The sequence below is a fragment of the Caulobacter ginsengisoli genome (assembly GCF_030814835.1).
GTDB lineage: Bacteria > Pseudomonadota > Alphaproteobacteria > Caulobacterales > Caulobacteraceae > Caulobacter > Caulobacter ginsengisoli.
In genome coordinates, this window is record NZ_JAUSVS010000001.1 from 194,998 (window position 1) to 207,527 (window position 12,530).

Annotated in this window: 15 protein-coding genes; 9 read left to right on the forward strand and 6 right to left on the reverse strand. The window is 68.8% G+C overall.

What is annotated here, in order from left to right; genetic code table 11:
- Window positions 1–192: 192 nt before the first annotated feature.
- The 6 genes from QO010_RS00870 (at window position 193) to rpsD (ending at window position 6,153) form a co-directional block, all read left to right on the forward strand.
- Window positions 193–984, forward strand: coding sequence for an RNA methyltransferase (locus QO010_RS00870; RefSeq protein ID WP_307344727.1), 792 nt, complete (start codon window positions 193–195; stop codon window positions 982–984).
- A 72-nt stretch (window positions 985–1,056) separates the two neighbouring features.
- On the forward strand, window positions 1,057–2,346 hold the full coding sequence (locus tag QO010_RS00875) for a DUF1254 domain-containing protein (protein ID WP_307344729.1): 1,290 nt from the start codon (window positions 1,057–1,059) through the stop codon (window positions 2,344–2,346).
- An 18-nt stretch (window positions 2,347–2,364) separates the two neighbouring features.
- On the forward strand, window positions 2,365–3,474 hold the full coding sequence (locus QO010_RS00880) for an S-(hydroxymethyl)glutathione dehydrogenase/class III alcohol dehydrogenase (protein ID WP_307344731.1): 1,110 nt from the start codon (window positions 2,365–2,367) through the stop codon (window positions 3,472–3,474).
- A gap of 5 nt (window positions 3,475–3,479) precedes the next feature.
- Window positions 3,480–4,445: a hypothetical protein gene (locus tag QO010_RS00885; protein ID WP_307344733.1), complete on the forward strand. Its 966-nt coding sequence runs from the start codon at window positions 3,480–3,482 to the stop codon at window positions 4,443–4,445.
- A 42-nt stretch (window positions 4,446–4,487) separates the two neighbouring features.
- Window positions 4,488–5,369, forward strand: coding sequence for an S-formylglutathione hydrolase (fghA, locus tag QO010_RS00890; protein WP_307344735.1), 882 nt, complete (start codon window positions 4,488–4,490; stop codon window positions 5,367–5,369).
- Between the two features lie 166 nt (window positions 5,370–5,535).
- Window positions 5,536–6,153, forward strand: a complete 618-nt coding sequence (rpsD, locus tag QO010_RS00895; RefSeq protein ID WP_307344737.1) for a 30S ribosomal protein S4 — start codon at window positions 5,536–5,538, stop codon at window positions 6,151–6,153.
- A 54-nt stretch (window positions 6,154–6,207) separates the two neighbouring features.
- Here rpsD and QO010_RS00900 read toward each other — a convergent pair whose 3' ends face one another.
- Window positions 6,208–7,359, reverse strand: coding sequence for a serine hydrolase domain-containing protein (locus tag QO010_RS00900; protein WP_307344739.1), 1,152 nt, complete (start codon window positions 7,357–7,359; stop codon window positions 6,208–6,210).
- Between the two features lie 44 nt (window positions 7,360–7,403).
- On the opposite strand from QO010_RS00900, the gene QO010_RS00905 reads away from it, so the two are divergent.
- Window positions 7,404–7,772: a hypothetical protein gene (locus tag QO010_RS00905; protein WP_307344741.1), complete on the forward strand. Its 369-nt coding sequence runs from the start codon at window positions 7,404–7,406 to the stop codon at window positions 7,770–7,772.
- A 6-nt stretch (window positions 7,773–7,778) separates the two neighbouring features.
- On the opposite strand, the gene QO010_RS00910 is transcribed toward QO010_RS00905, so the two are convergent.
- The 4 genes from QO010_RS00910 to QO010_RS00925 are packed head-to-tail and all read right to left on the reverse strand — an operon-like array spanning window position 7,779 to window position 9,706.
- Entirely contained in the window at window positions 7,779–8,192 is a 414-nt protein-coding gene (locus QO010_RS00910; protein WP_370873717.1) for an acyl-CoA thioesterase, read from the reverse strand.
- On the reverse strand, window positions 8,189–8,527 hold the full coding sequence (gene grxD / locus QO010_RS00915) for a Grx4 family monothiol glutaredoxin (RefSeq protein WP_307344743.1): 339 nt from the start codon (window positions 8,525–8,527) through the stop codon (window positions 8,189–8,191). Before grxD ends, QO010_RS00910 begins: the two co-directional genes overlap by 4 nt.
- A gap of 58 nt (window positions 8,528–8,585) precedes the next feature.
- Complete coding sequence (locus QO010_RS00920) at window positions 8,586–9,467, reverse strand: aldo/keto reductase (RefSeq protein ID WP_307344745.1); 882 nt, start codon at window positions 9,465–9,467, stop codon at window positions 8,586–8,588.
- Between the two features lie 5 nt (window positions 9,468–9,472).
- Window positions 9,473–9,706, reverse strand: coding sequence for a BolA/IbaG family iron-sulfur metabolism protein (locus tag QO010_RS00925; protein WP_307347028.1), 234 nt, complete (start codon window positions 9,704–9,706; stop codon window positions 9,473–9,475).
- 169 nt (window positions 9,707–9,875) lie between these two features.
- On the opposite strand from QO010_RS00925, the gene QO010_RS00930 reads away from it, so the two are divergent.
- Window positions 9,876–10,532 carry a hypothetical protein gene (locus QO010_RS00930; RefSeq protein WP_307344747.1) on the forward strand — a complete coding sequence of 219 codons (657 nt, stop codon included), beginning with the start codon at window positions 9,876–9,878 and terminating at the stop codon, window positions 10,530–10,532.
- Window positions 10,533–10,564: 32 nt separating this feature from the next.
- Window positions 10,565–11,233 (forward strand): hypothetical protein, encoded by a 669-nt coding sequence (locus QO010_RS00935; protein WP_307344749.1) that lies wholly within the window; start codon window positions 10,565–10,567, stop codon window positions 11,231–11,233.
- Here the strand turns inward: QO010_RS00935 and QO010_RS00940 are convergent.
- A complete protein-coding gene (locus QO010_RS00940) occupies window positions 11,230–12,468 on the reverse strand; it encodes a serine hydrolase domain-containing protein (RefSeq protein ID WP_307344751.1) in 1,239 nt (412 codons plus the stop codon). The two genes, QO010_RS00935 and QO010_RS00940, sit on opposite strands and share 4 nt — an antisense overlap.
- Window positions 12,469–12,530 lie beyond the last annotated feature (62 nt).

The window sequence follows — 12,530 nt, forward strand, 5'->3', positions numbered from 1 at the left end:
GCAGGCTGAGGAAGGGCAGGGTTGGTGGTGAGGGCTCGGAGCCTGGGCGAAAAGCTCAGGTGGCGTGGTCGCCTCCCCCCGTTTTTCCGGAAACGCACTGCCACCACCACCATCCCCGCCCTTCCTCCATCGAGGAGGAAGGGAGAAGAGGAGGGGCTTTCGCGCTCTCGCGAAGGAGCCTAAGCGGGGCCCATGCGACCGCCCGTCATCATCCTCAACGAACCCCAACTGGCCGAGAACATCGGGGCGGCCGCGCGGGTCATGGCCAATTTCGGGCTGTCGGAGCTTCGGCTGGTGCGGCCGCGCGATGGCTGGCCGCAGGACCGGGCCTGGGCCAGCGCCTCGGGGGCCAACTGGCCGCTGGACGAGGCCAGGGTGTTCGACCGGCTGGAGGCGGCGGTCGCGGACCTGACCCTGGTGCTGGCCACCACCGCCCGGCCGCGCGAGACCCAGCTGCCGGTCTGGACCCCCCGCGAGGCGGCCGACGTGCTGCATGACGCGGTGGGCCAGGACAAGGCCGTGGGCCTGCTGTTCGGCGGCGAGCGGGCGGGTCTGGAGACCGCCGACATCGCCCTCTGCCACGGCATTGTCACCGTGCCGGTGGACGAGCGCTTCCGCTCGCTGAACCTGGCCCAGGCGGTGGCGCTGAACTGCTACGAGTGGCGGATGGGGGTGTCGGACCGTCCCCGGGCCGCCTTCGCCCACAACATCGCCGAGCGGGCGCCGCTGGAGGTCCAGGTCGGGCTCTACGAACAACTCGAGGCCGAACTCGACAAGGCCGGCTTCTTCCATCCGCCGGAAAAGCGGCCGTCCATGGTGCGGAACCTGCGGGTGGCGCTGGGCCGGGCGGCGATGACCGAGCAGGAGGTGGCGACCTTCCGGGGGGTGATCACAGCGCTGTCGCGGGGACGCGGCCGGGTGCTGGAGAAGCTGGCGCGCAAGGCGCGGGAACTGGACGGGTTGAAGCCGGAGGGTGGGGAGTAGGCCTCTCTTGCTCACCCGCACGCCGTCCGCTATCAATGAGACCAAGCGGTAACAATAAGCGCGGAGGGCATCATGGACCGGCGAGAGCTTCTGATCGGATCGGGCGCGGGGCTGCTGGCCTTGGCCTTGGCGCGGCCCAGCTTCGCCAGCCCGGGTGTCGACGAGGCCACGGCGCGCAACGCCTGGCTCTACGCCCTGCCGCTGATCGAGATGGCCACCACCCGGGCCCGGCACATGAAGCAGGGGCTGCCGATCAACCGGCTGTTCCACACCCGCAAGCTGGCCGACCACACCGCCCGCACCGTCACCAACCCCAATAACGACACCCTCTATTCGATCAGCTGGCTGGACCTGACGACGGGCCCCGTCATCCTGACCATCCCGCCGATGGGCGACCGCTACTATTCGGCGGCGGTGATGGACATGTTCTCCAACAACAACGCGGTGCTGGGCTCGCGCACCGTCGGCCGTGAGGGCGGGACCTTCACGCTTTGCGGGCCGGGGCAGGCCAGCAGCGGCGAGCGGCCGGTGCGGGTGGCCACGCCCCATGCCTGGCTGCTTCTGCGCACCCTGGTCGACGGGCCTGAGGACCTGGACGCCGCCCATGCCGCCCAGGACGGCTTCAAGCTGGCCGGACCGCAGGGCGCGCCGCCGCCGGCCTACGCGGGCCGCGATGCCGATCCCGCCGCCTATTTCCAGGCCGCCCGCGAGCTGCTGGCCGCCGATCCGCCCCCGGCTAGCGACCTCAGAGCCCTGCGCTCGTTCGGCGCCCTGCTGGGCCAGGGCGAGCGGCAGATCGACCCGGCGGTGCTGGCCCAGGGCGTGGCCAACGCCCGGGCCATCGTGGCCGGGGCCAAGGGCCGGCAGGTCTTTGTCGACGGCTGGTCCTATCCCAGAGCCAACCTGGGCGATTTCGGCCAGGACTATCTCTACCGCGCCATCGTCGCCATGCAGGGCCTGGCCGCCCTGCCGGTGGCCGAGGCGGCCTATCTGCGGCCGCAGGGTGAGGCGGATGGCATCTTCAAGGGCGACGGCCTCTATCGCCTCAACATGCCGGGAAATCTGCCGCTGGACGGCTTCTGGTCCCTGTCGATGTATGAGGCCATGCCCGACGGCCAGGGCTTCTTCACCGACAACCCGTTGGGCCGCTACGCCATCGGCGACCGCACCAAGGGTCTCAAGCGCAACCCCGACGGCTCGGCCGACATCTGGATCGGCCGCGGCGATCCGGGCGGCGATCGCACCGCCAACTGGCTGCCGGCGCCGAAATCTGGGCCGTTCTTCTTGACGATGCGCGCCTATCTGCCAAGACCGGAACTACTGGACGGGCGCTGGCGCATGCCACCGATCAAGCCCGCCTGACAACCGGGGAGAGCCGCCATGAAGACCCGCGCCGCCGTCGCCTTCGAAGCCAAGAAGCCGCTGGAGATCGTCGAGGTCGACCTGGAGGGCCCGCGGGCCGGCGAGGTGCTGGTCGAGATCAAGGCCACCGGCATCTGCCACACCGACAGCTACACCCTGGACGGCCTGGATTCGGAGGGCATCTTCCCCTCGATCCTGGGCCATGAGGGGGCGGGCGTGGTGCTGGAGGTCGGGCCGGGCGTCACCAGCGTGGCGCCGGGCGACCACGTCATCCCGCTCTACACGCCCGAATGCCGGCAGTGCAAAAGCTGCCTCTCGCGCAAGACCAACCTCTGCACCGCCATCCGCGCCACCCAGGGCAAGGGGCTGATGCCGGACGGCTCCAGCCGGTTTTCCTACAAGGGCCAGCCGGTCGCCCACTACATGGGCTGCTCGACCTTCGCCAACCACACCGTCCTGCCCGAGATCGCCGTGGCCAAGATCCGGCCCGACGCCCCGTTCGACAAGGCCTGCTACATCGGCTGTGGCGTCACCACGGGCGTGGGGGCGGTGGTCAACACCGCCAAGGTCGAGGCCGGCGCCAACTGCATCGTCTTCGGGCTGGGCGGCATTGGCCTCAACGTCATCCAGGGCCTGAAGATGGTCGGCGCCAACATGATCGTCGGGGTCGACATCAACCCCGACCGCGAGGCCTGGGGCCGGCGGTTCGGCATGACCGATTTCGTCAATCCCAAGGACGTCTCGGGCGATCTGGTCGCCTATCTGGTGGCCCTGACCGACGGCGGCGCCGACTACACCTTCGACGCCACCGGCAATGTCCAGGTCATGCGCCAGGCGCTGGAATCCTGCCACCGCGGCTGGGGCGAGAGCGTCATCATCGGGGTGGCCGAGTCGGGCAAGGAGATCGCCACCCGGCCCTTCCAGCTGGTCACCGGCCGGGTCTGGCGCGGCACCGCCTTCGGCGGAGCGCGGGGGCGGACGGACGTGCCCAAGATCGTCGACTGGTATATGGACGGCAAGATCGAGATCGACCCGATGATCACCCGCATCCTGCCGCTGGAACGCATCAACGAGGCCTTCGACCTGATGCACGCTGGCGAGAGCATCCGCAGCGTCGTGGTGTTCTAGGGCCGGTGACGGGCGAGCCGGGCAGCCCGGCCCAGCAATGGGCCAAAATCGAGGCCGAGCAGCACCGCCTGGTGTTCCGCCCGGCCCATGACTACGTCATCCGCGCCGCCGCCCGCCTGGCCGAACGCCACGGCGGCGACCTGGTGCAGGGCTTCGTCTGGCTGGCTCTGCTGCAGGCCTGCCGGGGCGCGGAGGAAAACCCGCCCTGGACGCCGCGTCCGGCCGGTCCACGTCCGCTGGCCCGGTCGCTGAACCTGCCCTACGAGACCGTGCGCCGTAAGCTCAAGCGGCTGGAGGCCCAGGGGCTCTGCGTCCAGACCGAGGACGGCGCCTTCACCGTCGATGGCGCGGCGCTGAACGGGCCCGAGCGGCGGGCGCTGGCGGATGTCGAGTTGGCGGTGCTGCGGACCATCATCCAGCGCACCCTGACCACCGGGGTCGACCTGCTGGCCCTGGCCCAGCAGAGCGGCAAGCCCGCCGCCCCTTCGCCCGATCCCGCCCTGTCGGCCCAGGCCCTGACCGACAGCTTCCTGCTGCGGATGATCGAGGTCGGCGGCGAGGCCAACGGCGACATCGTCGACACCTATGTGCTGGGCGGGCTGAACGTGCTGAACGCCGAGGTCTTCACCTATGACGCCGAGCTGGCCCGCCGCTATGCCCGGCCCGACACGCCACCGGAGGAGGGGGTGCGGGCGGCGGTGACCATCGCCCGTCTGGCCGCCGAGTTGCACCTGCCCCGCGAGACGGTGCGGCGGCGCATGCTGCATTTCGAAAGCCTGGGCTGGGTCGAGCGGATCGCCGGCGGCTACCAGATGAGCATGGCGCGCATGCAGCAGCCGCAGATCATGGCGGTCGGCGGGGTGATCGCCCGGCAGTTCGTGGGACTGCTGGCGGGCCTGCGCCAGGTTGGAGCCGCGTTGGGGGAGGCTGCTCCAGACGTGGAGCCGGACAGCGGCGGTTGGATTCTCTGAGCGACGGGCGCTATCCAGGGGGCGCCACCCGCTGGAGCCGTCATGTCCGCCCTCGAAATCACCGCCCGTCACCGCGTCCATGGCGGCGAGCTCTGCTACGCCCGGCACGACAGCGCCGCCACCGGCACGGCGATGAAGCTGTCAGTGTTCCTGCCGCCGGGCGAGGGGCCGTTTCCGTATGTGATCTGGCTGTCGGGGCTGACCTGCACCGAGGAGAACTTCACCGCCAAGGCCGGGGCCTATGGCGTGGCGGCGCGGCTGGGGCTGGCCATCGTGGCGCCAGACACCAGCCCGCGCGGCGAGGGGGTGGCTGACGACCCCGCCTATGACCTGGGGCAGGGGGCCGGCTTCTATGTCGACGCCACCCAGGACCCCTGGGCCCCGCATTTCCAGATGGAGACCTACGTCACCCGCGACCTGATCGCCGCGGTCGAGGCGGTCCTGCCGCTGGACGGCGAGCGGCGGGGAGTTTTCGGACACAGCATGGGTGGCCACGGGGCCCTGACCCTGGCCCTGCGCCATCCGCAGCTGTTCCGGAGCGTGTCGGCCTTCGCCCCCATCGGCTCGCCGACCCGCTGCCCCTGGGGCGAGAAGGCCTTCACCGCCTATCTGGGCGAGGACCGGGGCGCCTGGGCCGCGCATGACGCCTGCCTGCTGATCGAGGCCGGGGTGGGCGAGGGGCGGTTCGACGGCATCCTGGTCGACCAGGGCCTGGCCGACGGCTTCCTGGAGACCCAGCTGAAGCCAGAGCTGCTGGAGGCCGCCTGCCGCGCCGCCGGCCAACGGCTGACCCTCAACCGGCGCGAGGGCTACGACCACTCCTACTTCTTCATCACCAGCTTCATGGCGGGTCACCTGGACTGGCATATGAAACGGCTCGGCAAGAGCCGGGTGAACAGCCGCGTGCCGACCGCGCTGTTCTAGGCTCCGCGTTGACTTTTAGGGGCCCTGCCGTCATAAGCCCCGCTTTCCCGCCGCCAGGTCCGCTTGGCGGCGCTGGGAATTATTACGGGTGATGCGTGCGCCGCCGTTGAGATCGTGGCCCCACTGACGGGGTCGCCGGACCGCATCAACGATTGTGAGATACTGAATGTCCAAGCGCCACAGCGCCAAATACAAGATCGACCGCCGCATGGGTGAGAACCTGTGGGGCCGTCCCAAGTCCCCGGTCAACTCGCGCTCCTACGGCCCCGGCCAGCATGGCCAGCGCCGCAAGTCCAAGGTCTCCGACTTCGGCCTGCAGCTGCGCGCCAAGCAGAAGCTGAAGGGCTATTACGGCAACCTGACCGAAAAGCAGTTCAGCCGCACCTACGAGGAAGCCGCCCGCCGCAAGGGCAACACCTCGGAAAACCTGATCGCCCTGTTGGAATCGCGCCTGGATGCGATCGTCTACCGCTCCAAGTTCGTGCCGACCGTGTTCGCGGCCCGTCAGTTCGTCAACCACGGCCACGTGACCGTCAACGGCCAACGGGTGAACATCGCCTCCTACCGCTGCAAGCCCGGCGACGTCGTCGAGGTCCGTGAGCGTTCGCGCAACATGGCCCTGGTGCTGGAAGCCCTGCAGTCGGGCGAGCGCGACCTGCCCGACTACATCACCCTGGACGCCCGCCACTTCTCGGCGACGTTCGTGCGCGCCCCCGAGCTGTCGGAAGTGCCGTATCCGGTGAAGATGGAACCCAACCTGGTGGTCGAGTTCTACGCGTCGTAAGACGCCGACCAGCAGACGAGTTTGGAAAGGCCCCGGAGCAGTCCGGGGCCTTTTTCAATTCCGGGCGATCGGCGTGAAGCCATACTCCCAATCCCACGGCGCGCCGGTCTCGCCCAGGATGAAGGCGACCAGGGCCGGATAGGCCTTCTCGGCCCGCACATCGTTGCCCAGCAGCACCACGCAGGCCTGGCGCTTCTCGACACAGACCATGGTGTTGCCGGTGATGTCGTCGTGGCCGCCCTTGTAGAAGCCGGGGCCTTGCGGGCCCTTGAACACCACCACGCCCAGACCGGCGGCCAGGTCCGGCCGGCGCTTTTCCGGCGGCAGTTCGGGCTGGAAGGTCAGGAACTGGCTGCGGGTGGTGATGGGCAGGCTGGGCTTCAGCATCTCGGCTCGTGAGGCGCGGCTGAGACCCTCGCCGCGCACCAGGCCGGCGGCGAATTTGGCCATGTCGTCGATGGTGGTGTCCATCGAGCCGGCGGCGCGGACGCGGCTGCGCTCGTCGTGGGGCTGGGGTTTGCCGTCCTCGTCCCAGCCGTCGGCAAGGTTGGCGGCGAAGTCGGGGCGCCACATCATCGAGGTGTTCGCCATGCCAAAGCGGTCGAAGACCCGGCGCTGCATCTCCGCGCCCAGCTTGAGGCCCAGGCCCTGCTCCAACACGAACTGCATTAGGATCATGCCGTCGCCGCTGTAGGCGTAGCGGCTCCCGGGATCGAAATGGATAACCAGCTTCTCGCCGGGATTGTCCCAGTAGAAGTTGGCGAAGCCGGCGCTGTGGGTCAGCAGCATGCGGGGGGTGATCCTTCGCCAGCGCTCGTCGCCGGCCAGGGTCTCGTAGGGGGCGTAGTTGTCGCCAAAGCCCGTGTAGTCGGGCAGAGGCTTTTTCAGATAGGCGGTGATGGACGCATCCAGATCGACCAGCTTCTCATCGACCAACTGCATGACCGTGTAGGCGAACACCGCCTTGGTCAGCGAGGCGCCGTACATCACCGTGCCGCGGGTCAGGGGCTCGCCCTTGGCGTTGCGCTTGCCGTAGGCCTGGACGTAGCGGACCTTGCCCCCGTCGATGACGGCGACGGCCAGGCCCTGGGCGCCGGTCTTCGCCATCTGGCGGGCGACCTCGGCGTCGATCTGGGCCGGGGTCGGGGTCTTGGCCATCGCTGGAGTGGCGGCCAGCAGGGCGAGCGCGATCAGCAGATTCCTCATCGGACCATCTGGCCGTGCGCCGCCGGATCGCGCAAGCTCGACGCATGAACCGACGCCTCGTCCTGCTGGCCGCCCTGGCCCTCTGCGGCTGCGCCACAGTCCGGGTCGCTCCGCCACCGGCGGCGGGCTTCGCCGAGTTGGAACCGGTCTATGCGGTGAGCGCCGGGCGCGAGGCGGTGACGATCCGCGTGGCCTCGAACGGCTGCACGACCAAGGCCGATTTCGCCTTCTTTGTGGAGGTGAAGCCGACGGGGGCGGGGCTGGCGTTCGGGCGGAAGAAGCTGGATTTGTGCAAGTCGTTCGCCATGGGTTCGACGGAGCTGAGCTTCACCTGGGACGAACTGGGGCTGAAGCCGGGGACGACGGTGTTTCTGCTCAATCCGTTGGAACGATGGATGGGGCCGGGCTCCTAGGGCGCCTCAGGCGAACATCGTCTCCATCCAGTCCGGCACCCGGGCCGGCCGGCGGGTGACCGCATCGATCAGCACCCATTCCGACCGGGTCTGGGAGCACATCTCGCCATCCGGCCCATCGATCCGCACGAAGCGGTCGAACCTCGGCCCTCGGCGTGTGCCGACCCAGGTGCGGGCCAGCGCCTCTTCGCCCGGCAGCAACGCCCGGCGGTAGTCGATCTCGTGGCGCAACGCGACCCAGGCCCATTTAGCCTGCTCTTCGGCAGGCGCGCGGCTGACCCAGTGGGAAATGGCGATGTCCTGCATCCAGCGCAGATAGACCACGTTGTTCACGTGGCCGTTCACGTCGATGTCGGCGTCGACGGGCGTGAAGGACTGGGTGAAGATCTGCCGGTCGCCCGGCGGTTCGAAGGGCGTCAGGCCAGCACGCCTTGCGCCTGCAGGAAGGGGGTCAGTTCGCCCGACTGGAACATCTCGCGCACGATGTCCGAGCCGCCGACGAATTCGCCCTTCACATAGAGCTGCGGGATGGTCGGCCAGTCGGAGAAGGCCTTGATGCCCTGGCGCAGCTCTTCGCTCTGCAGCACGTCCACCCCGACGAAATCGACGCCCAGATGGTCGAGGATCTGCACGCAGACCGAGGAGAAGCCGCAGCGGGGCTGCTCGGGCTCGCCCTTCATGAACAGCACGACCGGGTTGGCGGCGACGGTCTGGGCGATGAAGTCCTGGACGGAAGCGGTGGCGGTGTCGGTCACGGGAGAGGCCTTTGCGCGACTTGGAAGGCCTATCAGCTAGGGACGAGGGCCCCCAAGGTCAAGCGCGGCGGGCTTCCGGCGGCTTGACCGCGGCGAAACGCGCCATCTCGATCTGGGCGGCGACGGCGGTGGGCAGGTCGCGTTCAGGGACACCCGCCAGCCGCTCGATCTCGTCCTGCCGCTCGACAACCACCTGCACTGTGCTGAGCGAGGGCTCGGTCAGGGCGTAGGCCAGGCAGATCTCCTCCGGCGTCCAGGTGGGGGTCTCTTCGAGGAAGCGGTAGCCGCCATTGAAGGCGGTTTCGGTCGGCTTCTTGCCGCTCAGGAAGCCCAGCTTGGGGAGCAGGCCGCCCCCCTTGGGCTCGCGCAGGGCCTCGGGCCAGGCCTCGTGACCGATCACCGCCATGTCGTATTTCGAGGCCAGCTTGAGCCGGTTGCGCTCCTTCCAGCCGGACGAGAGGTTGTAGCCGGTGCACAGGGCCTCGAAGGCGCCGCTGCAGATGAAGTCGTCGATGCTGTCGTCGTCGCCCGAAATGCCCAGCATCCGGGTCAGACGGGCCGAGCGGATGGCCTTGAGCGCCTCCAGCCCATCGGCGGGCAGGTTGACGGCCGGGTCCTCGACCACGACCAGGTTCAGGTGGTGCAGGCCGGTGCGGGTCAGCAGACCTTCGACATGGCGGGACAGCGCCTCGCCCGGCTGGCCCGGCGGCGCGCGCCAGGAGACGAAGATCAGGTGGCGGTCGATGGCGCCCAGCGCCTCGCCGACGCCCTCCATCAGGGCCGGGCTGGCCCCGGCGATCTCGAAACAGTTGATGCCGTGCTCCAGAGCGCAGAACAGCAGAGCCCGCCAGTCGGTGGCCTTGAGGCGCGTATGGTCCTGCAACAGCAGCGAGATGACCGACACCGCCGTGCCTGAATTGCCAAAGGGGCGGTAGCGCATGGCCATCAGTCTGGAACCACGGTTTCGAGGGCCAGGGCGTGCAGCACCCCGCCCAGCACATCGGCCAGGGCGCGGTTGACCAACTGATGCTGACGCACGCGCGGCAGGCCCCGGAAGGCCTCGTCGACGATGCGGGCGCGGTAATGGTCGCCGTCGCCGGCCAGATCGGTGATCACGATCTCGGCGGCGGGGAAGGCCTCCCGAAGGCGGCGCTCAAGCTCGGCGGCGGGCATAGGCACGTCGGGCGTGTCCTCTTCAGTCAACTCTGGCATGCGCCATAAAGCTTAACATCCACTGGAGAAGGCCGGGATTTCGGGGGGGGCGGACCATTCCCTGGGGTTTTCACAGCTACTAGCCAATCACGGGAATTCACGACATGCTCACGGCTTCGTGAATGGAGAGTCGGACATGCGCTGGTTCCCGCTTTTGGCCGCCGTCCTGCTGTTGGGCGCCTGCAACCAGATGACCTCCACGCAGCCGCTGTTCAGCGCCGCCGATGCGGCCGGCGCGCCGGCGCTGAAGGACGGGCTGTGGCTGACCGACGAGCCGGACTGCCGGGTCGATGTTCGCAAACCGGTCCAGAAATGGCCTGTCTGCGCGCGCTGGTACGTGGTGCGGGGCGGCGAAGTGCTCAATTTTCACGCTGCTGACCGCGACAGTCCGGCCGAGTGGGAAACCATGTCCTTTCTGTTGGCCTCGGGCGAACCCCGCATCATGCAGGCCGATATTCGCGGTGTGCTGAACCAGGCGGACAAGCCCGTCCCGATGTTCATGTACCTGGCCCTGACCCCGACCGTCCTGGACTCCGAGGGGAGGATCACGGCCCAGAACTGGTGGATGGTCCTGTGTGGGCCGCCGCCGCTGGACGCCAGGGGCAAGCCCGATCCGGCCGCCCAGACCAAGGCGCCATTTGCCGGGATGACCCTGATCAAGGCCGAGGGCGAGAAGGGCTTCGACGCCGACTGCACGGCCAGCGACCGGGGCTCGGTGCGCGCCGCGGCCGTGGCCAGCCAGGCGCTGGGGCCGGTCAAGGCCGATCGCTGGATCCGGGACACGCTGCCCTAGGCGCCGCGGACCGGCATGCTAAGGAGCCGATCATGCGCCGTCTCGCGATCCTGACCGTCCTGCTGCTGGCCGCCTGCGGGCCCGCCCCGCCGACCGCCGCGCCAGAGGGACCGCTGTTCGCCGCCAAGGATGCGGACGGCGCGCCGCCGGTGCGGGATGGCCTCTGGCTGTCGGACGGGCCGGTCTGCGAGGTCGATGCGGCGCAGTCCGCCTATGACTGGCCGGCCTGCGCGCGGTGGTTCGTGCTCGAGAACGGCGAGCGGCGGGTCTTCACCCCCTCGGCCGGCGACCGCACGAAGGGAACCTGGCTGCGCGAACGCTGGATCGTCGCCGCCGGCGAGCCACGCATCATCCAGTCGGCCGGGATCACGGCTGAAGGCAAGCCGGTCTGGGGCTACCAGGCCATGTCCCCGATCGCCACGGACGCCCAGGGCCGGATCACCTCGCTGCAGACCTGGAACATCGACTGCAGCCCGCCGACCAAGCAGGACTTGCGGAACCACTGGCTGCACGAGCACCCCGAAAAGGCCGGCGAGGACCTGGCGACCAAGCCCGAGCCGGAGCCCGACGAGCCGGTCCGCTATCCCGGCTACGACCCGCTGTGCCAGCCCCGCACCCAGGCGGTCGTGCGCGGCGCGGCGGCGGGCAGCCGGACGCTGGCGGTGCGGACGGTGTGGCGGTGGGTGCGGGAAACGCCCTAGTCGACGATCGACGAATAGATGATCGACTTCAGCTGACCCCGGAAGTTGAACGTCGCCGAGGGGATCAACTGGGTCATGAAGACCACGGTGATGTCCTCCTTGGGATCGACCCAGAAGATGGTCGAGGCCGCGCCGCCCCAATAGTAATCGCCCGCGCCCAGCGATCCTGAAGTCACCTCGTCCAGGGTCGAGGCGAAGCCCAGGCCGAACCCGACCCCGTCGTAAGCCGTCTCGGAAAACGCTCCGATGGCCATGGTCCCCAGGTCGCCGCCGCCCTTGAGGTGGTTGCGGTGCATCAGTTCCAGGGTGCGGGGGCCGAGGATCCGGTTCCCGTCCAGCTCACCGCCCCGGCGCAGCATCTCGGTGAAGCGGTGATAGTCGGCCGTCGTGCCGACCAGCCCGCCGCCGCCCGACAGGAAGGTCGGCTTCTTGCGGTAGGCCGACTGCTGCGGATCGTCGATCATCTGCAGCTTCTTGTCCGGTCCGCGCCGGTAGTTGGCGGCGAAGCGGTCCAGCTTGCTGTCCGGCACGTCGAAGGCGGTGTCGACCATGCCCAGCGGCTCGAAGATGTTCTTCTGGAAATACTCGTCGAGCGGCATGCCCGACAGCGCCTCGATCAGATGGCCGCAGACGTCGGTCGAGACCGAATACTGCCAACGCTCGCCGGGCTGATAGCGCAGCGGGACGCGGCTCAGCGCCTGGACGAAGTCCTCCAGCGTCTGGCCATCGCCCCGCCGGACATTGTGGGTGGCATAGGCCTTGTCGACCGGGTTGCCGCTGTCGGGGGCGCCCAGCATGGCCAGCATCGAGCCATAGGTCAGGCCGCCGGTGTGGCAGAGCATGTCGCGGAAGCTGACCGGCCGCTTGGGCTCCTCGGTGACCATCTGGTCGCCGTCGCCGCTGACCCAGACCCTGTGGCCCTTCCAGGACGGGATCACCCGGCTGACCGGGTCGTTGAGCTGGAACAGGCCCTTCTCATAGAGCTGCATCAGGGCGACCGAGGTGATCGGCTTGGTCATCGAATAGATGCGGAAGATGGTGTCGTCGCGCATGGCCTTGCCACGCGACAGATCCATATGGCCGAACGACCTGAAATAGGCCTGGTGGCCGTGGCGGGCGACCATCACCTGGCAGCCGGCGATCTTTTGCGGCTGGATGTAGTTCCGTTCGATATGGTCGGTGATGCGGTCCAGGCGGCCGGCGTCCAGGCCGGTCCATTGCGACTGGGCGTCCATGGCTTTCTCTCCCTGTTTTTTGCATGATGGCGGGCGGGCGCAACTCTGCGCAATCGAAAAAT

Coding starts and splice junctions, on each gene's coding strand:
- fghA (WP_307344735.1), top strand. CDS start 4,488: ATGTCCGCCCTCGAAATCACCGCCCGTCACCGCGTCCATGGCGGCGAG.
- QO010_RS00900 (WP_307344739.1), bottom strand. CDS start 7,359: ATGAGGAATCTGCTGATCGCGCTCGCCCTGCTGGCCGCCACTCCAGCG.
- rpsD (WP_307344737.1), top strand. CDS start 5,536: ATGTCCAAGCGCCACAGCGCCAAATACAAGATCGACCGCCGCATGGGT.
- QO010_RS00875 (WP_307344729.1), top strand. CDS start 1,057: ATGGACCGGCGAGAGCTTCTGATCGGATCGGGCGCGGGGCTGCTGGCC.
- QO010_RS00880 (WP_307344731.1), top strand. CDS start 2,365: ATGAAGACCCGCGCCGCCGTCGCCTTCGAAGCCAAGAAGCCGCTGGAG.
- QO010_RS00920 (WP_307344745.1), bottom strand. CDS start 9,467: ATGCGCTACCGCCCCTTTGGCAATTCAGGCACGGCGGTGTCGGTCATC.
- QO010_RS00930 (WP_307344747.1), top strand. CDS start 9,876: ATGCGCTGGTTCCCGCTTTTGGCCGCCGTCCTGCTGTTGGGCGCCTGC.
- QO010_RS00940 (WP_307344751.1), bottom strand. CDS start 12,468: ATGGACGCCCAGTCGCAATGGACCGGCCTGGACGCCGGCCGCCTGGAC.
- QO010_RS00905 (WP_307344741.1), top strand. CDS start 7,404: ATGAACCGACGCCTCGTCCTGCTGGCCGCCCTGGCCCTCTGCGGCTGC.
- QO010_RS00935 (WP_307344749.1), top strand. CDS start 10,565: ATGCGCCGTCTCGCGATCCTGACCGTCCTGCTGCTGGCCGCCTGCGGG.
- QO010_RS00870 (WP_307344727.1), top strand. CDS start 193: ATGCGACCGCCCGTCATCATCCTCAACGAACCCCAACTGGCCGAGAAC.